Genomic DNA, 25,758 nt, shown 5'->3' with positions numbered 1-25,758 from the left:
CCTCCCCAAGCACGGCTTGGGGAGGAATTAGGATCAGCCGCTATGGTCGGAGACGATCTTCCAGCCGTTGGCGCGGCGCTCGAAGACCAGGGTGGTCATCCCGCTCTCGGCCTTCGCGCCGCCCGACAGGTTCCAGCGGGCGAAAAGGATACGGCGGTCGCCGATTCGCTTGAGATGGAGAAAATCGAAGCGAAGCTGGCCGCGACTGTTCGAGCCACCCGCAAAACTCTTGCGATAACTATCGGCGATCGCAGGCTTTCCCTGAATCAGGCCCTTGCTGCCGACGAACACCGCGTCCGGCGCATAGATGGCCATGAAGCGGTCCAGATTGCCCGCATTCCACCCTTGCGCACTCTCCAGCATCACCGCACGGATCGCCGCCTCGGCCGGATCGACAACCGGGGCGGCATGAACAGCCACCGGCGACAGCGCAAAAGCCGCCGCGATCATCAGGCCGCGCATTCCAACTCTCCCTCGACCATAGTCCGCAGCGCATTCTCGTCGAGCGGCGCGGCGCACAGAAACCCCTGATAGGTCTCACACCCCAGCCGCCCCAGCAACTCGGCCTGACCCTGCGTCTCCACCCCCTCGGCAACGATGCCGATGCCGAGCTGCGTCGCGATGCGGATGATCCCGCGCACGACCACCCGGTCGCGTCGCGAGCCGTCGACCTCGGTCACCAGCGCGCGGTCGATCTTCAGATAGTCGATCGGCAGGCTGGTCAGATAGGCAAGGCTCGAATAGCCCGTCCCGAAGTCGTCGATCGCCACCCGGACGCCTTCGGCGCGCAGCGTGTCCAGCACCTCGGCGGCACGATCCAGTTCGCGGATCAGCCCCGTCTCGGTAATCTCGACGGTCAGCCGCTCGATCGGAAAGCCGCTGGCCGCCACGCGGTCCAGGAAGATGCCAACGAAGCCCGCCCGCCCGACATCGGCGGCGGTGACATTGATCGACAGACGGAGATGCGACAGCGTCCCCGGCCAGCGCGCCGCGCGTTGCAGCGCGATCTGCTGAATATGGTCGGACAGCGCCAGCCCCAGATCGGCGCGCTCGGCGGCGGCGAAGAGCGGGTCCGCGCCCAGCGGCCCCAGCGTCGGATGCCGCCAGCGTGCCAGCGCCTCGACGCCCGTAATGCGCCCGGTGCCGATGGCGACCTGCGGCTGGAACACGATGTCGATCTCGCCGCGCTCGATCGCGTGGTGCAGGTCGGCGGCCAGCACATCGAGTGGCGCGACATCGCCGGGGTGCGCGAAGCGCAGCATCGCGCCGTCGCTCGCCTGCGCCTGGGCCAGGGCTTCGCCCGCGCGAGCTAACAGGGTGGCCGGGTCCTCATGCGGCCGCGCCACCGACAGGCCCAGCCGGACGCCCAGCCGGATCGGCACCGCGCCCGCCTGGAACGGCTGGGCGAGCAAGGCCTCCAGCGTTTCGGCGATCACACGAGCCTGATGGCGGTCGGCAACGCCCGCCATGACGAATTCCGAACCGCCCGAGCGCGCGACGATCGCGCGGTCGCCGAACGCCTCGGCCGCGACCGCCTGCATCCGCGCCTCGATCCCGCGCAACAGCATGTTGCCTGCGGGGCGGCCGTGCGCGGCGTTGATGAGGTCCAGCCGGGACAGCGAGACCACGATCGCCACGCAGGGATCGTCCCGGTCCAGGATATCGGCGATCCAGCGATGGATCTCACCCACCTCGCCATCGGCATGGGTCCGCCGCCGCCGCGCATCGAGCGTCCGGCGCGAATGGCGTTCGGCCAGTTTCAACGCGGCATGGATCATCGCATCGCTGGCATCCGGTGCTAGGATATGCGTCACCCCCGCCGCCAGGAAAGCATCGAGCGTGTCCTGTTCCGCATCGGGCACCGCGACCAGCATCGCTGCACCCGTCGCCGCGATCACCGCGCCCAGCGCCTGTGCGGCGCGCAGCCCCTCGTCACCCGCCCCGCGCGCGTCGATTAGCGCGACCCGCGCCTCGCTGGCGAGAAAGGCGCCGACCAGCATGTCACCCGCCGGAGGTTCCCCGTCACGCGGCGCCATCGACCAGATCGCCCAGCCGCCCCGGATGATCGCTTCGTCCAGCATCGCAGGATGGTGGAACGAAAGCGCGAAGATCGCCGTTCCCCTGCGGTGGGCGTTAAAACCGAATTCATCCTGCGTCATGGGCGCACCCTATCCACCACCATTGGGATCACCAACGGCAATCGATCTTGTTCGCGTCCCGCCTTGGGGCTACCGTCATGACGATGGGACGTGCCGATATCTCGTCCGATAGAGCGGATTCCGTCGCCCTGACGGATCGGCGCCCGACGAACGGGTCGCTGGTCGACAGCCATGGGCGGACGATCCGCTATCTGCGAATCTCCGTGACGGATCGCTGCGATCTGCGGTGCCGCTATTGCATGGCCGAGCAGATGACCTTCCTGCCCCGCGCCAAGCTGCTGAGTCTGGACGAGATCGCAATCATCGCCGAACGCTTCATCGCGCGCGGCGTGACCCGCATCCGCCTGTCGGGCGGCGAGCCGCTGGTCCGGCGGGACGTGGTCGATCTGGTCAAGCGGCTGGGCGGCCACGTCGGGCACGGCCTGGACGAGCTGACCATGACCACCAACGGCACCCGGCTGGCCGATCATGCGGACGCCCTGGTGAATGCAGGGGTCAGGCGGATCAATGTCAGCTTGGACAGCCGCGATCCCGAACGTTTCCGCTACATCACCCGGCACGGCGATGTCGGGCAGGTCATCCATGGCATCCTCTCCGCGCGCGACGCCGGGCTTGCGATCAAGATCAACATGGTCGCGCTCAAGGGCATGAACGAAAACGAGATCGCTTCGATGCTATCGTGGTGCGTTTCGGAACGATTGGACCTGTCCCTGATCGAGACGATGCCGCTGGGCGCGATCGACGAGGATCGGGTCGACCGCTTCCTTCCGCTGACCGCCGTGTTCGACCGGCTGGCGGCGGAATTCCCGCTGGTCCGCGCCGGACACCGCACCGGCGGCCCTGCGCGCTACTGGCAGGTGGAGGGCAGCCAGACTCGGCTCGGGCTGATCTCGCCGCTCACCGCGAATTTCTGCGACGGCTGCAACCGCGTGAGGCTGACGACCGAGGGCAAGCTGTATATGTGTCTGGGTCATGAGGATCAGGTGGATTTGAAGGCCGCGCTGCGCGACGGGGGCATCGAGGCGCTGGACAGCGCGATCGATCGGGGGCTGGCGGCCAAGCCCGCCCGGCATGATTTCCGTATCGAGGCGGGATCGGCGCCGGCGGTGTCGCGCCACATGAGCGTGACCGGCGGATGACCCTTCCCGTCCGGCGGGCGCTCGTCGCCTCGCCCACCGCGCCTGCCCAGACGGCCGCCGCCGATCTGTTGCAAAGCGCCGACTGGGTCGATTTCGACGAGGCCGATTATGTCATCGCGCTCGGCGGCGACGGCTTCATGCTCCAGACCCTACACCGCATGCTGGAGCGGCGGCGCGGCCCCGTGCCGGTGTTCGGCATGAACCTGGGCACGGTCGGCTTCCTGATGAACGAGTGGCGCAGCTATGGGCTGGAAGACCGTCTGGCCCGCGCCAAGCCGTTCCGCGTCACCCCGCTGAAGATGACGGCGACCGGCATCGACGGCCGTGTCCACACCCTGCCCGCGATCAACGAAGTCTCGCTTCTCCGCGAGACCCGCCAGACCGCGAAGCTGGAGGTCACGGTCAACGAGCGCATCGTCCTGCCCGAGCTGGCATGCGACGGCATCCTCGCGGCCACCCCGGCGGGATCGACCGCCTATAATTTCTCGGCGCAAGGGCCGATCCTGCCGCTGGGATCGGCGCTGGTCGCGCTGACCCCGATCAGCCCCTTCCGCCCCCGGCGCTGGCGCGGCGCGATCCTGCCCGACAAGGCCCGCATTTCGATCAAGGTCCTCGATCCCGGCAAGCGCCCCGTCTCGGCGGTCGCCGACCAGCGCGAGGTGCGCGACGTGGCACAGGTCGATATCTGCATGGACCGCTCACGCGAGCTGACCCTGATGTTCGATCCCGAGCACGCGCTGGACGATCGCATCACGATGGAGCAGTTCGTCTCCTGACGGCAAATTTTATCCACAGCTTTGGCGGACGGACTTACGTAAAACCGTCAAAAAGGGGTTGCGGCTTTTTCCGAGCCCTTTATAGGACCCCTCCACAGCGCCGGAACATTCCCTGATAGCTCAGCGGTAGAGCTCTCGACTGTTAATCGAGCGGCCGTAGGTTCGAATCCTACTCAGGGAGCCACCGGCGCTGTCTTCTCCCAGACAGCGCCAGCCATTACGGATCAGCCGTCGATCACATGCGGTACGAACCGCGCGGTGTTTGAGGTGATGAGGCCGTCCTCGCGGATGCCCATTCCGACAGCCGCGCCGTCCACCACCCAGCTGCCCAGCACCGGAAAGCAACCCGGCGCCGCTTCCGGCAGACGGTAGAGCGACTGATAGATATAGCCCTCCTCGCCATACTCCCCCGCCGTCTTCGCGACGATGGCGCCCGCCTTGCGGATCGAGACATTGGCCCCTTCGCGCGACAATAGCGGCTTGGCGACCGCATCGCCGCTCGGCACCGAGAAGCTGGCGGGCAACAGGTTGGGATGGCCGGGAAACAGGTCCCACAACACCGGCAGGATCGCCTTGTTGGACCAGATCATCTTCCAGATCGGCTCGATCCAGACCAGGTCGCCGCGCTCCAGATTGTCGAGCAGCGGAACGGCAAACTCCTCATGGACCAGCCATTCCCACGGATAGAGCTTGAACATCGCCTCGATGCGCATGTCCGCCTCGTCCACAAAGCAATGCGTGTCGTGGTTCCAGCCGATCCGGTCCATCAGGATCGGGATCGTGGTGATGCCTGCCGCTTCCGCCGTATCGCGCAGATAGGCGGCGGTGACGGCATCCTCGCCCGCCAAATCATCGACATGCGCGACGTGAAGCGTGGCGGGCAGCGCGGGTGCGATCTCGGCCCAACGGGCGATGAGCGCCTCGTGCAGGCTGTTATACTGGTCGAGCGTGGGGAAACATTCTTCCTTCCACGCCCATTGCACGACGGCGGCCTCCAGCAGCGAGGTCGGGGTGTCGCAGTTGAACTCGAACAGCTTGGGTGCGCCCGAGCCGTCATAGCCCAGATCGAACCGTCCGAAATTCAACGCGGGCGGCTCGGCTTCCCATGCCTCGCGGATCGGATCGTGAAAGGCGGGCGGAATGGCGAAGCGTCGCAAAAGCGCGGGATCGCTGACCACCGCCTCCCCCGCCGCCAGGAACAGCCGGTAGAGTTCCGTCGTCGCGGCCTCGATCGTATCGATCTGCACGCGGTTGAAACGATAGCAGGCGCTCTCGTCCCAATAGGGCCGTTCGCGGCCCTCATGCCAGATCAGGCCCAGCGCCTCGACCTTGGCCTGCCAGTCGGATCGCGGGGTCAGGGTCTGGCGGATCATGCGTGGATGCTGCCGAAGCGGCTTGCCGAACTGCCGAAGCCGCCACGGCTGACGGCGGCGGATCGGGTCATGGCGCTGCCGGACGGCGCGAAGCCATAGCGGGCGCCGGTCACGGCGCGAAAGCTGCCGCCGGTCGCGCGTTCGCCATAGTAGGGAATGCTCCGTCCGCGGCCCAGGAAATACCAGAAGGCCCCGCCGCCACCGCCCCCGACGCGGTGCTGGCGACAGCGGTCGTCGGGCAAGCGAACGCCTTGCGCGTCAGTGCAGATCGCCGTGTCACGATCGGCGGTCCAATTGTCATCGGCCTTGGCGCGGTTACAACCGCTTGCCAGCAGCGCCGCCGCCATCGCGGTCGTCCATTTCAGATCGAATGCCATTTCGTCCCTCCCGCGCGCATCATGGTGCAGGAGCGGTATGTCTGACCAGAAAAATGAAAGGGCGCCGGTGAACTTCTCCACCGACGCCCCGTATTTCCGGCCTTAGCGGCAGCGGACCTTGCCGCGATCGATCGAACGACCAAGCAGCGCGCCACCGCCCGCACCCAGCAGCGTACCCAGGGTCCCGCCGCCGATCACATTGCCCAGCACACCGCCGCCGACCGCGCCGACGACCAGGCCAGTCGTACCGTCATTGCGCTTGCAATAGGTGCGGCCGTCACGACCCCGGAAAACCTGGTCGTCGCGGTTCAGGCGACGTTCGCGGTAATTGCCGCGCCGATAATCGCGCGAGGCATCCCAGTCGTTGCGATCGCCGTGCCAGCGATAATCGCGCTCCTGCGCGACGGCGGGCGTGGCGGCGATCGGGGCGGCGACGGTAACGACGGCCAAAGCGGCGAGCAGGGCTTTCATGGCAGGTCTCCTTTTCCTCAAGCGGGCACAACGCGTGTGCCGCCAACCTGTTCAATCGCAACGCGACTGGCACCTTCGGCGTACGTCGGGCATTGAAGCACCATGCGGCAAGCCACCACCATCCTCACCGTCGACACCCATGGTCAGGGCCTGATCGAGATCACGACGCCGGTCGTCGCATGGGTCCGCGATCAGGGTATGGACGAAGGACTGCTGACCCTGTTCTGTCGCCACACCTCGGCCTCGCTCATCATCCAGGAAAATGCGGCGCCCGAGGTCAGGACCGACATCCTCGACTATTTTGCCCGGATCGCGCCCGAGGACGCCCGCGCCTATGCCCATGATGACGAGGGGCCGGACGACATGCCCGCGCATCTGCGGGCCATCCTGACCGGCGTGAACCTGTCGGTGCCGTTGATCGGCGGCCGACTGGCGCTGGGGACGTGGCAGGGCATCTACCTTTTCGAGCATCGCCGCGCACCACACCGGCGCCAGATCGCATTGCACATGGCCGGGGCCTGACACGCAATTCATCGCGGGAGCCAAACCGTTCATCGACCGTTTTGCTGCCATACGCTACAGGACTGTTGTCGCCCGGCACGGCCGGACGGCAGGAAAGGAAGAAAAGTCCATGCAATTCGGTCGTAAGATCGCGCTCGCGCTGGTCGGCGCCAGCACCTTGATGGTCGCGGGGTGCGCGACCGAAACCACCTATCGCCCCGCCACCGGGTCAGGCTTCTATCGCACCGGCTATTCGGATCAGCAGCTGGAGCCGGGTCGCTTCATCGTCAGCTTCGCGGGCAACACCGTCACCTCGCGCGACACCGTGGAGCGCTATCTGCTGTTCCGCGCGGCCGAGCTGACGCTGGCCAATGGCTATGACTATTTCGTGATGGCCGACCGCGATACGCAATTGCGCTCGCGCACCTATTCGACGCCCGGCGCCTTCGGGCCTGGCTTCGGTGGATGGGGCGGCGGGTGGTGGGGTCCGTCGTGGCGTTACTACGGCCGCGGCTTCGGCTGGCGCAGCTGGGACCCGTTCTGGGGTGACCCCTTCTTCGGCAACAACATGGATATCAACACCATCGACCGCTACGAAGCGACGGCTGAGGTGGTGATGCGCAAGGGCCCGATCCCGCGCGATAACCTCCGCGCCTTCGACGCCCGTGCGATCGTGTCGACGATCGGGCCGACGGTGGTGATGCCGAAGTAATTCGGCCCGGATACCCGGATCATGGGGCGGTCACCGTATCCGGTGGCCGCCCTTTTTCTGTTTACGGGCGATCGCCACGCACCCGGCGCGCATTGACCATTCCGCGCAACGCCTCGGTACGGACCTGCAGTTCACGCTCTTCGGACACGGACAGCCCGTCCTGAGCGAAGCGCTGGCCCAGTTCGCCGATCGCGGCATTCTCGCGCCCGAAGGATCGCGCCTCGGCGCGCGATATGTCGCCGCTGCGCCGCGCCTCGCGGATCGAGCGGCGGATATCGCGCCGGTCTGCCGCGACACTTGGCTGGCTGGGCGCGGCAATGATGTCGGCGGGCGGCCCGGCGCCGACGAACTGCGCGGGCGCGGCAGCCGGTAGCGCGGTCATGATGAAGGCCGGAATCGCATAGCGCTTCATGGTAAGTCCTCCCTGTCAGCCGAAGATCGCCCCCCGTCGCTGAACAAGACCTGTCTGTTCCCCCCTTGCATGGGGAAATGAAAAAGGGCGGCAAGCCGAAGCTCACCGCCCTTGGATTTCACCGATCGGAAAGCGATCAGGCCGTCACCGCCCCGTGGCAGTGCTTGTACTTCAGCCCCGAACCGCAAGGGCACGGCGCATTGCGATTGACGCGGCCTTCCCATTGTGCGGGATCGGTGCCCAGGTCCATGCCCTCCGGCTGCGGGATCTGCATCGGCGGCATCTGCGGCTGGAGCAGCCCGCGCGCGGCCGCATCCCAGTCGTTGGTGTTGTCCTCGCCAGTGAACGGGTCGAAGTGCGAGGTGATGAAGTCCGGCAGCTCGGGCAGTTCCGGCGGCGCCTGCAACTGGAACTGGGCAAAGGCGATGGTCCGCGTCACATCCTCGCGGATATTGTCGAGCATCCGCTGGAACAGCGAAAACGCCTCGTGCTTGTATTCGTTGATCGGCGTCTTCTGCGCATAGGCGCGCAGGTGGACGACCTGGCGCAGCGCGTCGAGCGTGGCCAGATGTTCCTTCCAGTGATGGTCCAGATTCTGGAGCAAGATCGACTTTTCGACGCTGGCCCAGGTATCGGGCTCCAGTTCCTTGGCCTTGGCCTCGACCATCGCATCGGCCTCCGCCGTCACGCGCTCCAGCACGATCTCGGGGTCGATCGCTTCCTCGGTCAGCCAGTCGTCGATCGGCGGCTCGAGGTTCAGCAGGTCCTTCAGCTGCTGCTTCATTCCCGCGACATCCCACTGCTCGGGATAGCTGTTGGGCGGGCAGGCGGTGCCGACGATCGCATTCACCGTCTCGGCCCGCATGTCGGCGACGACATCGCCCACCGTCTCGGCATCCATGATGTCGGCGCGCTGTTCGTAGATGACCTTGCGCTGGTCGTTCATCACGTCATCATATTCGACGACCTGCTTGCGGATGTCGTAGTTGCGCGCCTCGACCTTCTTCTGCGCGGTCTCGATCGCCTTGGACAGCCACTTGCTGCCGATCGCCTCGCCATCCTCGATATTGCTGCGCATCATCTTGGCGAACAGCGTGTCCGGGCCGAAGATACGGAGCAGATCGTCGTCGAGGCTGAGGTAGAAGCGCGACAGGCCCGGATCGCCCTGACGCCCCGAACGGCCACGCAGCTGATTGTCGATACGACGGCTTTCGTGCCGCTCGGTGCCGAGCACGAACAGGCCGCCCGCCTCAAGAACCTTCTGCTTTTCGGCGATGATCTCGGTGCGGATGCGAGCGGCCGCCTCCTCATATTCGGGCGTGCCCTCGACCAGCTCGGGATGCTCGTCGAGCATGCGGAATTCCAGATTGCCGCCCAGCTGGATGTCGGTGCCGCGACCCGCCATGTTGGTCGCGATGGTGACGGCACCCAGACGGCCCGCCTGCGCGACGATATGCGCCTCCATCTCGTGATAGCGGGCGTTCAGCACCTTGTGCGGCACGGCTTCCTGGGTCAGGAATTCGCTGAGCAGCTCCGACTTCTCGATCGACACGGTGCCGACCAGCACCGGCTGCCCCTTGGCGGCATGGTCGCGGATCTTCTTGGCGATCGCCAGGAACTTGTCCTGGGTGTTCTTGTAGAACTCGTCCTCCTCGTCGACGCGCGCGATCGGCACGTTGGTCGGGATGGTGACGACGTTGATCTTGTAGATGTCGTAGAACTCGCCCGCCTCGGTCGCGGCGGTGCCGGTCATGCCCGAAATCTTCGGATACATGCGGAAGTAATTCTGGAAGGTGATCGAGGCCATGGTCTGGTTCTCAGGCTCGATATTGACGCCCTCCTTCGCCTCGACGGCCTGGTGCAGGCCTTCAGACCAGCGACGCCCGTCCATCATGCGGCCGGTAAACTCGTCGATGATGACGACCTTGCCGTCCTTCACGATATAGTCGGTGTCGCGCTTGAACATCATGTTCGCACGCAGCGCCTGGTTCAGGTGGTGGACGACCTGGGTATTCTCGAAGTCATAGAGGTTTTCGCCCTGGAGCAGCCCGGCCGCCTCCAGCAGGCGCTCGGCACGCTCGGTGCCGTCCTCGGTCAGGATGATCGACTTCTGCTTCTCGTCCTTCTCGTAATCGTCGGCGGTCAGCTGCTTCACGATCGCGTCGACGCCGATATACAGCTCCGACTTGTCGTCCGTCGGACCCGAGATGATGAGCGGCGTGCGCGCCTCGTCGATCAGGATCGAGTCGACCTCGTCGACGATCGCGTAGTTGAAGGGGCGCTGCACCATCGACGAGCGCTCATACTTCATGTTGTCGCGCAGGTAATCGAAGCCGAACTCGTTGTTCGTGCCATAGGTGATGTCGGCGTCATAGGCCGCGCGGCGCTGCGCATCGTCCAGATTGGGGATGATCGTGCCGGTGGTCAGGCCCAGGAAGTTGTAGATGCGCCCCATGGTCGCGGCGTCGCGGCTGGCGAGATAGTCGTTGACGGTGACGACGTGCACGCCCTTGCCCGGCAACGCGTTCAGATAGGTGGCGAGCGTGGCGACCAGCGTCTTGCCCTCGCCCGTGCGCATTTCGGCGATCTCGCCGCGGTGAAGCACGATGCCGCCGATCATCTGCACGTCGTAATGGCGCTGGCCCAGCACGCGCTTGGCCGCCTCGCGCACGGTTGCGAACGCCTCGGGCAGCAGGCTGTCGAGCGTCGCGCCCTGATTGAGCTGTTCGCGGAACTTGACCGTCTGCGCGGCGAGCTGCGCGTCGGTCATCGCCTCCATCTCGGGCTCGAAGGCGGCGATCTTGGCGATCATCGGCTTGAGCGACTTGACGTAGCGGTCGTTGGACGAACCGAACAGGGACTTGGCGAGGCCGCCGAACATAAGCGATTTCCTGACTGAAATATCGTGAGACGGGCGCAGAGTCCTTCGGGCGAAGGCGCGCGCAACGGGAAAGGATAAGGGAGGCGGGTCGGCGAGCAGGCCGACGCCGGAGCCTATTCGCGCCGACGGCCCGTAAAGATCGCGGTGATCGGGCGCGGCGTCTCGGCACGGAACAGGGCCAGCGGCGATGCGCTGGCCGCCAGCGTGGCGAGCGCCTGCACCGGCCGGGTCGCGGCACGGGCGACGGCGGCCTCCTTGGCGGCCGCCACGATGCAGCGCTCGGCAACGACGCCCCGCGCCTCCTGCCCACGCGCGCTCGCCCCCACGCCGGTCAGCGCGGACAACAGGGCAGAGAGGAGCAGAAGCAGGTTCATGCGAGGCTTGTCTTAGGCAGATACGCGCGGCGCGTCCATCCGTTGCAGCATCGCGCAGAATGGGATGGGTTTAGTCGCGGCCGATGACACGATAGCCCATCCGAAAAAGCGCATCGACAACGGGCCATGACGGATCGACCGGAATGGCCGCCGCGTCCTTACACGGCGCGAGTTTCGGGATACCCTCGTCCCAGAGCCGCACCTCCGACTTGCAATTGACCCGCTTCTGATCGGGCGTGACGGTGTATCGAATGCTCATGTCGTTCAGCAGGACGATATCGCGGGGCCAAGCCGGGATCCCATGAGTGGTCGGGCTTAGGGCATAGTCCATCACGAAACGCCCCTCCAGCTGCTGGGCGGGTGGCTTGCGATTATGACGGACGAAGGCCGCGACCGTCTGGCGGGCGAATTCCGTGCAGACCGCATGGTCCAGTGGCAAGGCGTGCGACTGGTTCGGCAAGCCACCCTCGCAGCTAACGACCCGGCCATCGGGTTCGACCGTCACGGTCATCGCGGCGGGCATCAGGTGGCCCGGTGCCATGCCCGCATCGGGCGCTTCGTCGTCATCGGGCAACTGCCAACGGATGCGAAGCTGATAATGGCTCTGCACGGTCGCGCCCCGACGATCCCAGGCCGCTCGAAACAGTCCGGGGCTCGATACGGCAAGACGGCAGGTCTGCTCGGCCAGCGATGCCGCCGCGGCTTCGATGACGCGGCAATCGGTCACCCGCCCCTGGCGATCGACCGCCAGATCGACGACGACGCGCCCTTGTTCGCGCGCGCGGATCGCGGCTGGCGGATAATGGTCGGGACCGAAGACCACGGCGATGTCGCCTACCAGTTCGGGCCGGGGCGCATCGGCCGCCTGCCCCGGCACGCCCTGCCCCAGCATCATCAGGCCCAGCGCCCACATCGCCATCTCGATTCCCCCTACCAAAATCGCTTTGCCTCCTATCACACCCGTTGCAGCGCGCGCGCGCAAGCGGCAAAGCACGGGGCCATGAGCACCGCCACCTCCCCCCTCACCCAGCCCTTCCCCGCTCTTCCCGCCATCGACGGCGTGACGCTGCGTGTCGCCCGTGCGCAGTATAAAAAGTGGGATCGGACCGACCTGACCTTCGTGACGCTGCCCGAGGGGACCAGCGTGGCGGGCGTGCTGACCACCAGCAAATGCCCCAGCCCCGAAGTCGAATGGTGCCGCCAGGCGCTGGTGCTGGGTCAGGCGCGTGCGCTGGTCGTCAATGCGGGCAATTCCAACGCCTTTACCGGCCACCGGGGCCGCGCCGCCGTCGAAGCGATCGCTGCCCGCACCGCCGGCGCGATGGAGTGCCAGCCCTCGGACGTGTTCGTCGCCTCGACCGGCGTGATCGGCGTGCCGCTGCCCATCGACAAGGCCGAAGCGGGTCTCGATGCGGCCTTCACCGCCGAGCCGTGCACCTGGGAAGAAGCCGCGGCGACGATCATGACCACCGACACCTTTGCCAAGGGTGCGACGACGACCGCTGTCGTCGATGGCCGCACGGTGACGCTGGCGGGCATCATCAAGGGGTCGGGCATGATCGCGCCGGACATGGCGACGATGCTCGGCTTCATCTTCACCGACGCCGCCGTGTCGCCCGAATTCCTGCAACTTGCGTTGAGCGCCGCCAATGGCCGCAGCTTTTCGTGCATCACGGTCGATGGCGACACCTCGACCAGCGACACGGTGCTCGCCTTCGCGACGGGCAAGGCGGGCAATGCGGTGCTGAGCGACGACGACAGCGACGGGGCGGACGCCTTTCGTGCGGCGCTGGCCGATCTGTGTCACCAGCTGGCGCTGCTGGTCGTGCGCGACGGCGAGGGCGCGACCAAGCTGATCGAGATCCGCGTCGAGGGGGCGGAGAGCGACCGCTCGGCGCATCGCATCGCTATGTCGATCGCCAACTCGCCGCTAGTGAAGACCGCGATCGCAGGCGAGGACGCGAATTGGGGCCGCGTCGTCATGGCGGTCGGCAAGGCGGGCGAACCGGCCGAGCGCGACAAGCTGTCGATCCGCTTCGGCGACACGCTCGTCGCCCGCGAGGGCCTGGCAGTCGAGGGCTATGACGAGGCCCCGGTCGCCGCGCATCTGAAGGGACAGGAGATCGCGGTCGGCGTCGACCTGGGCCTGGGCGACGGCGTCGCCACGGTTTGGACCTGCGACCTGACCCACGGCTATATCTCGATCAACGCCGATTATCGGAGCTGAGGCACATGCTGACCATCTGGGGGCGGATCAACTCGCACAACGTCAAGAAGGTCGTCTGGCTGGCCGAAGAGATGGGGCTGGCCTATGACCGACGCGATGTCGGCGGGCCGTTCGGGATGGACGCGGGCTATCGCGCGCTTAACCCCAATGCGCTGATCCCGACGATCGAGGATGACGGCTTCGTCCTGTGGGAGTCGAACAGCATCCTTCGCTATCTGGCGGCGGCGCATGGCGGCGAGGCTTTCTATCCTGTCTCCCCGCAGGCGCGCGCGTCGGCGGAGCGGTGGATGGACTGGAACTTCACCTGGGCCGATGCCATCCGGCCGATCTTCTTTCAGATGGTGCGCACGGCGCTCGAAAAGCGCGACACCGCGCTAATCGAGCGGAGCGTGGCGCGGGCGGCGGAGCTGTCCGCGATCCTCGACGATGTGCTGGGGCGGCAGGAATGGCTGTCGGGGGATGATTTCGGGATCGGTGACATCCCGGTCGCGGCCTACGCCAATACTTGGTTCCAGCTGCCGGTCGAGCGTCCTTCGCGGCCGAATATGGAGCGGTGGTATGCGGCGTTGCAGGAGCGTGCGCCGTTTCGTGATGTGGTGATGATTCCGCTGAGTTGAGTGACGGGGTCGATGGTCTCGGTGAGACATTGCCCTCCCCCATCCCCTCCCGCCTGCGGGAGGGGCGTGCCCAGCCCGACGCACCCGGCATAAAAACCCCCGCCGCAAGCGGGAGGGGTGTGTTCAGTCCAACGCAACCGGCATAAAAAAGCCCCTCCCGCAGGCGGGAGGGGTTTGGGGAGGGAGAGGCCGCAGAGCGAAGGTCTCTGTGAGACTCCTTGCCCTCCCCCAACCCCTCCCGTCTACGGGAGGGGCGTACGATATGGCCGCCTTACAGCGCGCCTTCGAGCCAAGCCTTGATCCGGCCCTTGGGCTCGGCACCGACTTTGGTCGCGGCGGCGGCACCGCCCTTGAACAGGATCATCGTCGGGATCCCGCGCACGCCGTAACGGCCGGGCGCATCGGGATTGTCGTCGATGTTCAGCTTGGCGATCGTCACCTGCTCGCCCAGTTCCTCGGACAGCTCTTCCAGCGACGGGCCGATCATCTTGCACGGTCCGCACCACTCGGCCCAGAAATCGACCAGCACCGGCTTGTCGGAGTTCAGGACGTCCGCTTCGAAGCTGGCGTCGGTGATCTGCTTGGTTGCCATAGTCTCAATACTCCTTGGATTGTCATCCATCTAGGATGCCGGGCTCAGTCGCTCAACCACCGAGCCGCAAGCTTTGCTCCCGGTCGCGATAGCCGGGCTTGTGCGCGGCCAGCACGGCGTCGGGCACGCGGATGAGGCGCGGACCAGCGGTGTAGAGGAGTGCGACCGACACACGGCGTCCCGGAAAGATCACCTCCAGCGCGGCGGCATAGCCCGCCATCTGCGCCAGATGGAACACCGGCACGTCGTCGATCCCGCCCGGCGCGCGCCGTCCGGTCTTATAGTCGATCAGGCGGACCTCGTCGGCGCCGATCAGCAGCCGGTCGACGCGCCCCGACACGACCAGTCCGTTGGCGAGCGTCGCCGCGATCGGCGCCTCCGCCAGCGAGCCCGGCCCGAACAGCGGCGCGAAGACCGGATCGTCGAGGATCGCAAAGACCGCCCCCGTCACATCGGCGCGCAGGGCTGCATCATCGACGCCCGCCGCCAGGGTCAGCCAGCGCTCCGCCGCGCCGCCCCGCTGGTCGGGCGCGACCGGCGGCAGGCGTTCGAGCAGGCAGTGGATCAGCCGCCCGCGCTCCGCCGCCGCGCGCATCGCCGGGGTCGGCGGCGGATCGGCGACCATGTCCTCGCCCAGCGACGACGGGGCAAGCGGGCGCGGCGGGCGCGATTCCTGCGGCGCGGGCCTGTGCACCCAAACGGGCAGGTCGATCGCCTCCGGCTTGGCCGGGATGGCGGCCCCGGCACGCGGCGCGACCGGCTCCTGCGGGCGCATGCCCAGGAAGATACGCGACCGGCCGTCGCCCAACTCGACCTCGGCCACGCCCAGCGCGGTCATCGCGCGCGCGCAGGTCGCGTACCAGCTGTGCATCGGCGGCACGCCCGCCGCTCGCTTGCCCAGCGCGCCGGTGACGACCAGCTGCTCCTCGGCCCGCGTCGCGGCGACATAGAAAAGCCGCCAATGCTCGGCCAGCTCGCGCGCCGCGATCTCGGCGGCGACGGCATCCAGCGGCCCGCCGCGTTCGTCGGCGCGCGGCGGGAAGACGGGGATGGGCAAGGCACCGGGCTCGGGCGTCCAGCGCAGGATCGAGCGGGGCGCGGCGGTCGGGTCGGCGGTCGCGTCGGCCAGGATCACCAGCGGCGCCTGCAACCCCTTGGAGCCGTGCGCGGTCATCACCCGAACCGCATCGAGCGGCGCGGAGGGATCGCGCACGATCTCGACATCGCCGCGATCGAACCAGTCGAGGAAGCGCTGGAGCGAGGGCGTCGTCGTACTTTCGAAGGTCAAAGCGGCGCCCAGCAACTCCTCGATCGGATCGCGCGCCTCGGTCCCCAGCCGCCGGATCAGCTTGCGCCGCCCGTCGAGCGGCCCGGACAACAATTCCTCCAGGAACTGGTAGGGCGTCGACACGTCGGCGCGGGCCAGCATCTGGCGCAGCGGGGCGAGGTCGTCGGCGGGCAAGGTCCGCGTCAGATGCGCCCAGAGTGATCCGCGTGCCCGGTGCCCCGCCGTCATCAGCCGATCCTGCGACCAGCCGATCAGCGGCGACACCAGCAGCGAGGCCAGCGACAGGTCATCCTCTGGCTGGAGCGCGAACCGCACCGTCGCCAGCAGATCCTGCACCGCCAGCGGCGCATTCAGCCGCAGCCGGTCGACGCCCGCCACCGGCACCCCCTCGGCATAGAGCCGCGCGACGATCAGCGAAGCGAGGTCGCCGCGCCGCTTGACCAGGATCATGATGTCCTGCGGCTCGAGACGACGTCCCTTGCTCTCCAGCATAACGCCGTCATCCAGCCAGCGACGGACGGCGCGGGCGATATCGGTCGCGACCTTGCGCACCGCATCGTCGATCCAGCCTTCCTCATCCTCGTCGCTGCCGCCCGCCACCACCGGCGGCCAGAGCGTGACGCGGCCGGGGCCCTTCACCTCGCTGGCATGGCGTTCGACCGCGTGGCCCATGCCCATGCCGGGTTCGCCCAGCACCTCGATCGCGGCGTCGACGAACTCCAGGATCGGGCTGGTCGAGCGGAAGCTGTGGGTCAGCGACAACTGGTTGAAGGGCAGGCCCCGCTCCTCGGGCGGCCAGTCGTCATCGCCCGCCACCTCGTCCGCGCGGCGCGAAAAGTGCAGCTCGGCCGCCTGGAAGTTGATCGGGTCGGTGCCCTGGAAGCCGAAGATCGCCTGTTTGTGGTCGCCGACCGTAAACAGCGTGCGGGTCGAGGGCGCATAGAGACCGCGCCCGACAAAGAACTCGTCGGCCAGCGCGCGGACGATCCGCCACTGATGGGCATTGGTATCCTGCGCCTCGTCGATCAGGACATGCTCGGTCACCTGATCGAGCTTGTAGCGGACCCATTCGCCAATGCCCGGCCGCTCCAGCAGTTCGACGGTGGTGCGGATCAGATCGTCGAAATCGACCGCCCCGATCGCGCGCTTCGACAGCGTATAGGCGCGCGCATAGTCGCGTCCGACGGTCAGCGCGTCGGCCAGCAGATCGGCATGACGCGCCCGCGCTGCCAGGCCCAGCAGATGGCGGCACGCCTCGCCCAGCTCGCGCGCCATGTCCTCATAATCGGGATCGGCGTCGGTCAGCTTCTTGGACGCCTTGCGCGGTTCGCCCTTGGCGGTGAAGACCGTGCCCATCAGCTCTTCGAGCAGCGCCACCCGCCCCGCCCGGTCGCTGCCGATCCAGCGCTCCAGCACCGCCGCGGCCTTGTCGCCGGTCGCAGTGCCCCAGGCACGGTTCGCGCCCGCCAGCCGGACGACCGCATCCTCGTCGATATCCTCGACACCCTCGGCGATCGCCGCGTCGATATCGCCCGATGGCAGATCGAGCGCGCGGCGCAACCAGGGTTGGATGCCGGTCGGCAGCGCTTCCAGCGCACCGGGCGCACGGGCACAAGCGGCCAGGAAGCCCTCCGCCCCGCCCTCACCCAGCCGCAGCGACAGCGCGCCGACCGTCTCGACCGGGCCGACCCGGCCCTCGCGCTCGGCGTCTTCCAGCATCCGGGCCAGCGCCTCGCGCGCCAGCACTGCCTCTTCGCGTGCCTCCAACGGGCGGAAACCGGGGGCCAGCCCCGCCTCGACCGGAAAGGCCGCGAGCAACCCCTGGCAGAAGCCGTGAATGGTCTGGATGCGCAAGCCCCCGCCGGGCGCGTCGAGCACGCGCGCGAAGAGCGTCCGAGCCCGTTCGCGAAGCTCCGGCGTCGCGATCTCGCCCAGCGCGCGCAGGTCGGCGAACAGCTCGGTCTCGGGCATCCGCACCCAGGCGGCGAGGCGGCCGTTGATCCGCTGCGCCATCTCCGCCGCGCCCGCCTTGGTGAAGGTCAGGCACAGGATTGCCTCGGGCGCGACACCCGCGAGCAGCAGGCGGAACACGCGGGCGGCCAGCACCTGCGTCTTGCCGGTGCCCGCCGAGGCGGACAGCCAGACATGGGTCTTGGGGTCGCTGGCGGCGGCCTGCGCACCCTTCAGCGGGGGCAGGTTCGCCATGGGGCGGGCGCTCATGCCAATGGCTCCTGACGACCGGCACCCCATGCGCTTCGACTTCGCTCAGCGTGAACGGCTGTTGTAGACAATCCCCACACCCCGTTCAGCCTGAGCGACGTCGAAGGCCAAGGGAAAACATCACCGATCACGGCCATACCATTCATCCCGCCGCATCAGCTGGTCATATTCCGCATAGGGCGCATATTCGGGCACCAGCTTGGCGGTGAACGGCGCATCGCCGGTCAGCCACTGGCCCGCCGCCTCGGCGAAGTTCGCCGCCGCGATCGACACGAACTCGTCGGTTCGTATCCGCTCGCGCTTGCCGTCCGGGTCAACCGGCGTGGCGATATAGCCCAGCCCTTCGCGTCCGCGCCCCAGCGACCAATATTCGAAACCGCCCGCCTTGCCCGCCACGCCCTCAAACCCGCCCCGCTCGGCGATCAGGCCGAGCAGACCCAGCTGAAGGCTGAACCCCTCGCGCACCGCCGTGGTCGAAGGCGGCTTGCCGGTCTTATAGTCGATCACCACCAGCGATCCGTCCGCCGCCTTGTCGATCCGGTCGAACCGGCCGGTCAGCGTCACGCCCGCCAGCTCCACCTTGCCCTTGCCTTCCGCGCTCAGGACATGGCGGCCTTCGCTGGCCTTGGCGGCGACCTCGGCGGCGATCCAGTCGATCGCCTCGATCAGGCGCGGCTGCCACAGCGCGCGCATCATCGGATGGGTGTTCTGGTCGCGCAGCATCGCGAGCGCACGGGGACGCAGCGCCTCGACGTCGCAACGGTCCTCCTTCCACCACATCTCGAGGATGTCGTGGACGGCGGTGCCGCGCCACGCCGCGCTGGGATCGGCATCGACCGGGTCGAGCGGCGATAGGCGCAGCACCCGGCGCGCGTAGAAGGCATAGGGGTCGGCCTTGAGCCGATCGACCTCGGTCACCGAGATCACGGTCGGGCGCAACGCAGAGGGCGGCTTGGGCGCGGGCCGGTCGGCGGGGGTGTAATCCTCCGGCCGATCCAGCTCGACCGCCCAGCGCGCCAAGGTTGGATGCGCCTCAAACCGCTCGCCCGCCATCGCCTGCAGCCGCAGCCAGAAGCGCGAGGCGAGCGTCGGCCCGCTGGCGTCACGTCGCGCCCGCGTCAGGATCGCGTGCGGCGCACCCATCGCCTGCGCCAGATCGTGCGCGGCGATGCCGATTCGCTGCTCCAGCCCGACCAGCCCCAAGAGCGACCGGATACGCGGCGCCAGCCACGGGTCGGGCGCCGGGCGGCCCGGCCAGACACCCTCGTTCAGGCCGCCCGCAATCATCAGGTCGGCGGTCTGGAGACGCGCCTCGATCGGGCCATAGATGGCAAGACGCGGATGCTGCCCCTCGCGCGGGATGGCGCGCACCGCGATCTCGTCGAACAGGCTGCGCAGCAAGCCGGGCAGCTCGGCCGGATCGACCCGCGCAGGGCCATGATCGGCCTCTTCCTCATATCCCGCCAGGAACTCCGCCGCCGCACGGCCCGCCGGGCCGGTCCACAGCGCATCGCCGCAGAGGGTCTGCCCGCATTCGCGCAGACAGGCGAGCAGGCTGCGCAGCCCTTGCGGCCCGTCGCCGAAGGTGCGGCCGACCGCCTTCAGCATCGGTGCGGCCCTGGCCCAGAAGGCGGATGCCGTCGGCTCGTCCGCGACATGCGCGGCGATGCCGTCCAGTCCCGGTGCCGGACGGGGCCCACGCAACGCCCTGTCCAGCGCGCGAACGCCGTCCAGCCACTCCACCCGCTCCATCTCGCCCCGAATCAGCGGATGCTTGAGCAGCGCCAGCAGCGGCAGCGGCGCGAAATGCTGCGCCGCCGCCTCGGCCAGTTGCAGCAGGAAGGTGCCCGGCAACAGGATCGACAGAGGCCGCCCCGCCGTGTCGTCGATCAGGATGTTCCAGCGCCGACAATGCGCCGCCACCCGCCGCGCCAGCGCCCGGTCGGGCGTGACCAGCGCGGCGGTGCGGCCGGGCTCCTCGATCGCCTCGCGCAGCGCCAGCGCGATCGCCTGCGCTTCTTCCGCCGGGGTTGCGAGTTCGATCGTCGACACGCCCGACAACCGCCGATCCTCGGCGGGCAGGTCGGTCCATTTGCCGGTGAAGTCGGCCGGGGCCATGGCGTTGGCGATGGCACGGCCCCGCGCCGCGCCCGCGTCATAGTCGCCGCCGCCGCGCCACACGGTCACCTCGCCCCGGCCCACGCCCATCCGGTCGAGCAACAGCTTCATCGCATATTGCGGATGGGTCTCGATCGCGCGGCGTGTCCGCCCCGTCTCGGGGTCGGGCTTGTGGGGTCCCAGCGCATCCCATTCATCGTCGGGCATGGTCAGGTCCAGCCCGGCGAAGACCACCGATCCGCCCGGCATTTCCGACACGCAGCGCAGTAGTCGTGCGACGGCGGGCGCGGTATCGGTCACGCCCGCGGCACAGACGAACCCGGCGGGCTGCGCCTCGGCCCAGCGCCGGGTGGTACGGTCGAGCAGCAAGGTCCGTCGCCGCGCCGCGTCGATCCGTCCCATCTTCGCCAGCACGGCGGGCCAGCGATCGAGCACGACCGAGAAGGTCGCCAGCGCCGATTGCCAATGCTCGGTCAGTTCAGGACCGAGGTCGAGTGCGCCAAGTTCGGCTGGGTCGACCTCCTCGACCAGCATCTGGTCGAGGGTGCGCGCCAGATCGCCCGCCAGCCGAACGGCTTCGGCCGCCGTCACGGGCTGGCCCGCCCGCTGCCGCTCCTGCTCGACCAGCCGGGCCAGGATCATACGGCGTGCGGACGGCGCGACGGCAGGCGGCGGGGGTGCCTCGGCATCGGCCGGGTCGAGCGCGGAGCCCGCCGCCTCGCCCAGTTCGGGGTCGCCCAGCGCGACCATGCGCGGCAGGATGAGGCCTCCGCCGCTGGCGCGTACGAACGCCTCGGTCACGGCACGGACACCGCGATTGGTCGGCAGCAGGATCATACCCTGCGCCAGCGTCAGCGGATCGCCGCCGCTGCGCCGCATCAGTCCGGCGACCAGCGCATCGGCAAAGCCGCGATGCGCCGGAATGGTATGCAGCCTCGGGCGGCGGGGTTCAGCCATCCGCGAGGATCAGCTCCGTCTGCGGGATCGCACGCGGGGTGCCGACATCGAACCACAGTCCCTGATGGACCTGCCCGAAGGCGCGCCCCGCCTCGATCGCGCGGTTCCAGAACAGGTTGGTCGAAAACGGCCCCTCGGGCGCGTCGGCGATCAGGCGCGGGTGCAGGATCTGGAGGCCGGTATAGGAAAAGGGCGCGACCCGGCCGGGCTGTCGCCGCTCGGTAATCCGGCCATCCGCGCCCAGATAGAAATCACCATGGCCATTGTGATTATGCGCGCGCGCCAGCGGCACCATCAGCAGCAGCGCATCCATGACACCCGCGTCCCAGCGCGAGGCGAGCAGACGGATCGCATCGACCGGCCCGTCGATCCAAAGATTATCGCTGTTGACGACCAGGATGGGATCGTCGCCGAGCAACGGCTTGGCCTTGACCAGGCCGCCGCCGGTTTCGAGCAGTTGCTCGCGCTCGTCGGAGATGATGACCTCGATCCCCGGAAAGCGATCCTTCAGATGCGCCTCCAGCTGGTCGGCAAGGTAATGGACATTGACCACCGCGCGCTCGACCCCCGCCGCGATCAGCCGGTCGAAGACATGATCGATCAGCGGCTTGCCCGCCACCGACACCAGCGGCTTGGGCCGGGTGGCGGTCAACGGGCGCATCCGCTTGCCCAGCCCGGCGGCCATCACCATCGCGGTGTGCGGGACCCGGCCCGCAGGGGTCGGGCGAAGCGCGAGTTGACGGGTCATTCCCCCTGTCCTTCCGCCAGACGTTGCGGATCGCCGCGCAGCTCGGGCGGCACATTGTCGTCGAACCAGGCCGCCACCGGCGCCAGCACCGGGTGCGACAGATCCCGCTCCAGATAGGCCCAGACACGCGGGCAAAGGGCCGCGTAGCGCGGCTTGCCGTCACGCTTCCAGAGGCGGGTGAAGATGCCGATGATCTTGGCGTTCCGCTGCGCGCCCAGCACATGATAGGCGTTCAGGAACGCATCGCCCTCGCCGGTAGCCGCCAGATAGCGCTTGAGCATCGCCTCTTCGATCGATGGCTCGACATCGCGCCGCGCATCTTGGAGCAGCGACACGAGGTCATAAGCGGGATGCCCGGCCAGCGCGTCCTGAAAGTCGAGCAGACCGAGCGTACGCCCCGGCCCGACCAGCATCAGGTTCTCGACATGATAGTCGCGCAGCACGGTAACGGGCTTGTCGGTCAGCGCATGGGCGAACACCCGGTCCCAGGCGGCGCGATACCCCTCGACATCGACATGCAGGCCGACCGCGGGCGCGTACCATTCGGGGAGCAGTGCCGCCTCGCGGTGGAGGACGGCGGTGTCATAGGATGCCAGTCCCTCGGGCGCATGGTTGCGCAGCGCGGCGAGCAGGTCGACCGCATCGCTGTACAGCTGGACGGTCGCCTCGGGATCGGCCTCGATCGCCTCGCGCATCCGGTCGTCGCCGAAATCCTCGATCAGGACCAGGCCACGTTCCTCGTCCGCGCCCAGGATGGCGGGCGCGGCAAAGCCCTTGGCCAGCAGCCAGCGCGCGATCGCGATGAAGGGGCGCGGGTCCTCATGCGGCGGCGGCGCATCCATCAGCACAGCGCGGCGCTCTGCCAACGTCACCCGAAAATAACGGCGAAACGACGCGTCTCCGGCGAGCGGGGCGATCGTCGCCCCCTCCCAACCCAGCATCGTCAGAAAGGCGGGCGCATCCGCCGGAGGGGTCATATCGGCCATCGGTTTTCCCAGCCCGAGGGTATCTTCGCTGTCAAGATACGTCCGCCCGCCGGATCCATTTCCAGGGTCAGCGCGAGCGCCTGCGGCCATGCCCCCTCGCCTGCCCGGTCGGGCCATTCGACGACCAGCGCCGAGTCCCACAGCGCCTCGTCGAGCCCCAGTTCCTCCATCTGCTCCGGCCCGTCGAGACGGTAGAGATCGACATGCAGAACAGGGATCGTGGTTTCCGGCGGGGCATAGGGCTGGACGATCGCGAAGCTGGGCGAAGGGGCCTCGCCGGGCAGGCCGAGCGCGGCGAGCAACCCGCGCGCCAGGCTGGTCTTGCCAGCACCCAACGTGCCGGTCAGCGTCACCACATCGCCGGGGCGGATATGCGCCGCCAGCCGCCGTCCGAAATCCTCGGTCGCGGCGGCGTCGGCCAGCCGGATCGTCATGACTTGTCCTTCTCCACCACGCGCCGGGGCAGCTCGACCGTGACCAATGTGCCCTCGCCCGGTTCGGACAACAGGGTGATGGCGCCGCCATGCGCCTCGACGAATTTCTTGGCCAGCGGCAGGCCCAGACCCAGCGCGCGTTCACCCGTCGCCTTGATGCCCGGTTCGGCGAAGCGATCGAAGGCACGGGCCACCGCCTCCCGGTCCATGCCCTGCCCGTCATCGGACACGACGATCCGCGCGCGCACCGCATCGCCATCGGCGTGGAGCAGGATACGCCCCCCCTCCGGCGTCTGTTCGACCGCGTGGCGCAGCAGATGCTCGATCGTCTCCTGCAATCGACGACGGTCGCCGGTGACGCGGCCGAGCGAACGATGCATCTCGACCGCGAAGTCCAGCTTCCGCCGCGCCGCGATCGGCCGGATCGTATCGGCGGCGGCGCGTGCGACACGGGCCATTTCGACGTCTTCCCGCGCGATCCCGCCATCCGCCTGGTCGCGGGTCAGGTCGAGCACATCGTCGACCAGCAGGCCCAGCCGCTCGGTCGACTCCAGAATCGCCTCGACATAGCCCGTCGCCGTTTCGGGCAGCGGCCCGGCGAACCCGCCGTGCAGCATCTCGGCAAATCCGCTGATCGAAGTGAGCGGCGTGCGCAGTTCATAACTCATATTGGCGACGAAGGCCGTCTTGACCTTGTCCGCCGCCTCCAGCGCATCGGCCCGGTCGCGCAAGGCCTGTTCCGCCCGCCTGCTGTCGGTGATGTCGAGCAGCGTGAACAGCGCATTGCCGTCGGGCAGCGGCACGCCCGCAAACTCGAAATGCCGCCCATCGGCAAAGGCGACGCGCCCGCCGCGCTGCTGCCGCTCGATCGTCGCCGAACGGACGAGGTCGACGATCAGGGCGGAGCGGCCCGGTGTCGCCAGCCGCTCCGCCACGCGATCCGCAAAGGCATCGACGCGCGGATGGCTGGTCAGGAAATCCTCCTCCAGACCCCAGAGCGCGCGAAAACGGTTGTTCCACAACTGCAACCGGCCATCGGCGGCGAACACGCCCAGCGCCTCGAACAGATTGTCGAAGGTCGCGGTGCGCACGCGCAGCAGCGTGTCGCGCGCGGAGGCCAGTTGCACTTCCTCGGTTCGATCCTCGAAGATCATCAGCAGGCCACCATCGGGCAGCGGCTGCGCCACGACGCGCAGATGCGTGCCGCCGGGCAGATGCCACTGCTCCTCGATCCCGCCGCTCGCCTGCCGGAACCAGCCGACCCGCTCGGCCTTCCAGCCGGGGAAGTCGCGGACCTCCGGGCTGCGATTGGCCTCGCGCATCCGCTCCAGGATGCGGTCGAACTCCGGGTGGTCCGCCAGCCATTCGGCGCGCATCGCGAACATGCGGCGGAAGGGCTGGTTGCAGAAGACGAGGCCCCGATCAGGCCCGAAATGCGCGACCGCCGCCGACAGCCGGTCGAGCATCGCGCGCTGTGCCTCGGCAAAGCGCTTGGCGCCCGCGCGCGACTGTTCCAGATCCTCGATATCGACGGCGAACCCGGCGATCCCGCCGGTCGGCAGCGGCACGTCGAAGATACGCAGCGCGCGCCTGGCGCCGTCGATAGTCGCGGGCAGCACCTGCTCATGCGGCTGCCCCCTATCGCGGGCCGCCGCCGCCCCCGCGAGCGGGCCGCCGCGCCCCGACCCCTCGACCAGTTCCAGACCGCGCCCGACGACATCGGCGGCATCGCGGCCCTCGACCGCCTCGACATAGGCGGAATTGACCATGGCGAGACGCAGATCGGGGCCGCGATACCACATAGGCAGCGGCGCCGCTTCGATCAGCCCGGTCAGGGCCTGAAACGCATCGCCCAGCCGCCGCGCCTCGCCGTCCAGCCGGACGATTTCGTCCTGCGTCTCGGTCATGTCGAAGACCCAGATGACGACCTCTCCGGCGGCGCCCTGATGCGCGGGCGCGCGGGCCCCGTCGAACAGCAGGGTGCGAGCCGAGCCCTGCGGCCGGACAATCCGGCGGAAGCGACGGCCGGTCTTCTGCGCTGCGTTCAGATCGGCGGCCAGGAGCGACTGGTCCTCCGGCGTCAGCCCCGCCTCGTCATAGGTCAGCTCTTCGAGGAAGCGCGCGACATCGGCGAGGCCCAGCCAGTCGGCCAGTCGTCGGGGCATCTCGATCCGCCCGTCGCTGCGCATCACCATCGCCTGGGCAGGCCCGGCGCGCAGCATCGCATCGAGCCGGTCGCGCTCCAGCCGCACCGTCGACGCCTCGGCCCGTGCGCGGACGCCGAGATAGAGCAGGACCATGGCGACAATGATGAGGGCGCAGGCCCCGGCACCCAACAGGACCGCCTCGGTATCACCGATCGCTATCATCCGGGAAAGGCCATGCCGAAACGCTGC

Annotated in this window: 22 protein-coding genes and 1 tRNA gene; 7 read left to right on the top strand and 16 right to left on the bottom strand. The window is 68.1% G+C overall.

Annotated features, from left to right (window positions below):
- Positions 1-33: 33 nt before the first annotated feature.
- Both AC1GI4_RS00605 and AC1GI4_RS00600 read right to left on the bottom strand, forming a co-directional pair.
- On the bottom strand, positions 34-462 hold the full coding sequence (locus AC1GI4_RS00605) for a YybH family protein (protein WP_479628165.1): 429 nt from the start codon (positions 460-462) through the stop codon (positions 34-36).
- Positions 450-2,159 (bottom strand): putative bifunctional diguanylate cyclase/phosphodiesterase, encoded by a 1,710-nt coding sequence (locus tag AC1GI4_RS00600; RefSeq protein WP_479628164.1) that lies wholly within the window; start codon positions 2,157-2,159, stop codon positions 450-452. The genes AC1GI4_RS00605 and AC1GI4_RS00600 overlap by 13 nt, the downstream gene beginning before the upstream one ends.
- 83 nt (positions 2,160-2,242) lie before the next feature.
- Between AC1GI4_RS00600 and moaA the strand changes: the two genes are divergently transcribed.
- The 3 genes from moaA to AC1GI4_RS00585 all read left to right on the top strand — a co-directional run bounded on the left by moaA (position 2,243) and on the right by AC1GI4_RS00585 (position 4,258).
- Entirely contained in the window at positions 2,243-3,298 is a 1,056-nt protein-coding gene (gene moaA, locus AC1GI4_RS00595; RefSeq protein ID WP_479630318.1) for a GTP 3',8-cyclase MoaA, read from the top strand.
- Positions 3,295-4,074 (top strand): NAD kinase, encoded by a 780-nt coding sequence (locus tag AC1GI4_RS00590; RefSeq protein ID WP_479628163.1) that lies wholly within the window; start codon positions 3,295-3,297, stop codon positions 4,072-4,074. The genes moaA and AC1GI4_RS00590 overlap by 4 nt, the downstream gene beginning before the upstream one ends.
- Before the next feature lie 109 nt (positions 4,075-4,183).
- Positions 4,184-4,258 (top strand) — tRNA-Asn (locus AC1GI4_RS00585).
- 40 nt (positions 4,259-4,298) lie between these two features.
- Here AC1GI4_RS00585 and AC1GI4_RS00580 read toward each other — a convergent pair.
- From AC1GI4_RS00580 to AC1GI4_RS00570, 3 genes are all read right to left on the bottom strand, one after another.
- Positions 4,299-5,447, bottom strand: a complete 1,149-nt coding sequence (locus AC1GI4_RS00580) for a glutathionylspermidine synthase family protein (protein WP_479628162.1) — start codon at positions 5,445-5,447, stop codon at positions 4,299-4,301.
- The gene (locus tag AC1GI4_RS00575) at positions 5,444-5,824 is read right to left on the bottom strand and encodes a hypothetical protein (RefSeq protein ID WP_479628161.1); all 381 of its coding nucleotides are present in this window, start codon (positions 5,822-5,824) and stop codon (positions 5,444-5,446) included. Before AC1GI4_RS00575 ends, AC1GI4_RS00580 begins: the two co-directional genes overlap by 4 nt.
- Positions 5,825-5,926: 102 nt before the next feature.
- A complete protein-coding gene (locus AC1GI4_RS00570) occupies positions 5,927-6,295 on the bottom strand; it encodes a glycine zipper 2TM domain-containing protein (RefSeq protein WP_294272759.1) in 369 nt (122 codons plus the stop codon).
- A 102-nt stretch (positions 6,296-6,397) separates the two neighbouring features.
- On the opposite strand from AC1GI4_RS00570, the gene AC1GI4_RS00565 reads away from it, so the two are divergent.
- Both AC1GI4_RS00565 and AC1GI4_RS00560 read left to right on the top strand, forming a co-directional pair.
- Entirely contained in the window at positions 6,398-6,817 is a 420-nt protein-coding gene (locus AC1GI4_RS00565) for a secondary thiamine-phosphate synthase enzyme YjbQ (RefSeq protein WP_294272757.1), read from the top strand.
- A gap of 109 nt (positions 6,818-6,926) precedes the next feature.
- Positions 6,927-7,508, top strand: a complete 582-nt coding sequence (locus AC1GI4_RS00560; protein ID WP_219020162.1) for a CC0125/CC1285 family lipoprotein — start codon at positions 6,927-6,929, stop codon at positions 7,506-7,508.
- A gap of 61 nt (positions 7,509-7,569) precedes the next feature.
- Here AC1GI4_RS00560 and AC1GI4_RS00555 read toward each other — a convergent pair whose 3' ends face one another.
- From AC1GI4_RS00555 to AC1GI4_RS00540, 4 genes are all read right to left on the bottom strand, one after another.
- Positions 7,570-7,920, bottom strand: coding sequence for a hypothetical protein (locus AC1GI4_RS00555; RefSeq protein WP_294272750.1), 351 nt, complete (start codon positions 7,918-7,920; stop codon positions 7,570-7,572).
- 136 nt (positions 7,921-8,056) lie between these two features.
- Positions 8,057-10,801 (bottom strand): preprotein translocase subunit SecA, encoded by a 2,745-nt coding sequence (gene secA, locus AC1GI4_RS00550; RefSeq protein ID WP_479628160.1) that lies wholly within the window; start codon positions 10,799-10,801, stop codon positions 8,057-8,059.
- Between the two features lie 113 nt (positions 10,802-10,914).
- Positions 10,915-11,175: a hypothetical protein gene (locus AC1GI4_RS00545; RefSeq protein WP_479628159.1), complete on the bottom strand. Its 261-nt coding sequence runs from the start codon at positions 11,173-11,175 to the stop codon at positions 10,915-10,917.
- A gap of 70 nt (positions 11,176-11,245) precedes the next feature.
- Positions 11,246-12,094, bottom strand: a complete 849-nt coding sequence (locus AC1GI4_RS00540) for an energy transducer TonB (protein WP_479628158.1) — start codon at positions 12,092-12,094, stop codon at positions 11,246-11,248.
- 81 nt (positions 12,095-12,175) lie between these two features.
- On the opposite strand from AC1GI4_RS00540, the gene argJ reads away from it, so the two are divergent.
- Both argJ and AC1GI4_RS00530 read left to right on the top strand, forming a co-directional pair.
- Entirely contained in the window at positions 12,176-13,402 is a 1,227-nt protein-coding gene (gene argJ / locus AC1GI4_RS00535) for a bifunctional glutamate N-acetyltransferase/amino-acid acetyltransferase ArgJ (protein WP_479628156.1), read from the top strand.
- A gap of 5 nt (positions 13,403-13,407) precedes the next feature.
- Entirely contained in the window at positions 13,408-14,019 is a 612-nt protein-coding gene (locus AC1GI4_RS00530) for a glutathione S-transferase family protein (protein ID WP_479628155.1), read from the top strand.
- A gap of 271 nt (positions 14,020-14,290) precedes the next feature.
- Here the strand turns inward: AC1GI4_RS00530 and trxA are convergent, their stop codons facing one another.
- From trxA to AC1GI4_RS00495, 7 genes are all read right to left on the bottom strand, one after another.
- Positions 14,291-14,611 (bottom strand): thioredoxin, encoded by a 321-nt coding sequence (gene trxA / locus AC1GI4_RS00525; protein WP_007404159.1) that lies wholly within the window; start codon positions 14,609-14,611, stop codon positions 14,291-14,293.
- Positions 14,612-14,663: 52 nt separating this feature from the next.
- The gene (gene addA / locus AC1GI4_RS00520) at positions 14,664-18,119 is read right to left on the bottom strand and encodes a double-strand break repair helicase AddA (protein ID WP_479628154.1); all 3,456 of its coding nucleotides are present in this window, start codon (positions 18,117-18,119) and stop codon (positions 14,664-14,666) included.
- A gap of 120 nt (positions 18,120-18,239) precedes the next feature.
- Entirely contained in the window at positions 18,240-21,194 is a 2,955-nt protein-coding gene (locus tag AC1GI4_RS00515) for a PD-(D/E)XK nuclease family protein (RefSeq protein ID WP_479628153.1), read from the bottom strand.
- The gene (locus AC1GI4_RS00510) at positions 21,187-21,942 is read right to left on the bottom strand and encodes a nucleotidyltransferase family protein (protein WP_479628152.1); all 756 of its coding nucleotides are present in this window, start codon (positions 21,940-21,942) and stop codon (positions 21,187-21,189) included. Before AC1GI4_RS00510 ends, AC1GI4_RS00515 begins: the two co-directional genes overlap by 8 nt.
- Positions 21,939-22,919, bottom strand: coding sequence for an aminoglycoside phosphotransferase family protein (locus AC1GI4_RS00505; protein ID WP_479630317.1), 981 nt, complete (start codon positions 22,917-22,919; stop codon positions 21,939-21,941). The genes AC1GI4_RS00510 and AC1GI4_RS00505 overlap by 4 nt, the downstream gene beginning before the upstream one ends.
- Complete coding sequence (gene tsaE, locus AC1GI4_RS00500; protein WP_479628151.1) at positions 22,916-23,362, bottom strand: tRNA (adenosine(37)-N6)-threonylcarbamoyltransferase complex ATPase subunit type 1 TsaE; 447 nt, start codon at positions 23,360-23,362, stop codon at positions 22,916-22,918. The genes AC1GI4_RS00505 and tsaE overlap by 4 nt, the downstream gene beginning before the upstream one ends.
- Entirely contained in the window at positions 23,359-25,731 is a 2,373-nt protein-coding gene (locus AC1GI4_RS00495; protein WP_433910339.1) for a sensor histidine kinase, read from the bottom strand. The genes tsaE and AC1GI4_RS00495 overlap by 4 nt, the downstream gene beginning before the upstream one ends.
- Between the last annotated feature and the right edge of the window lie 27 nt (positions 25,732-25,758).

It is taken from the genome of Sphingomonas sp. 77B, assembly GCF_056497825.1.
The sequence above is the reverse complement of the archived record's forward strand: the minus strand, read 5'-3'. Positions and strand labels throughout refer to the sequence as shown.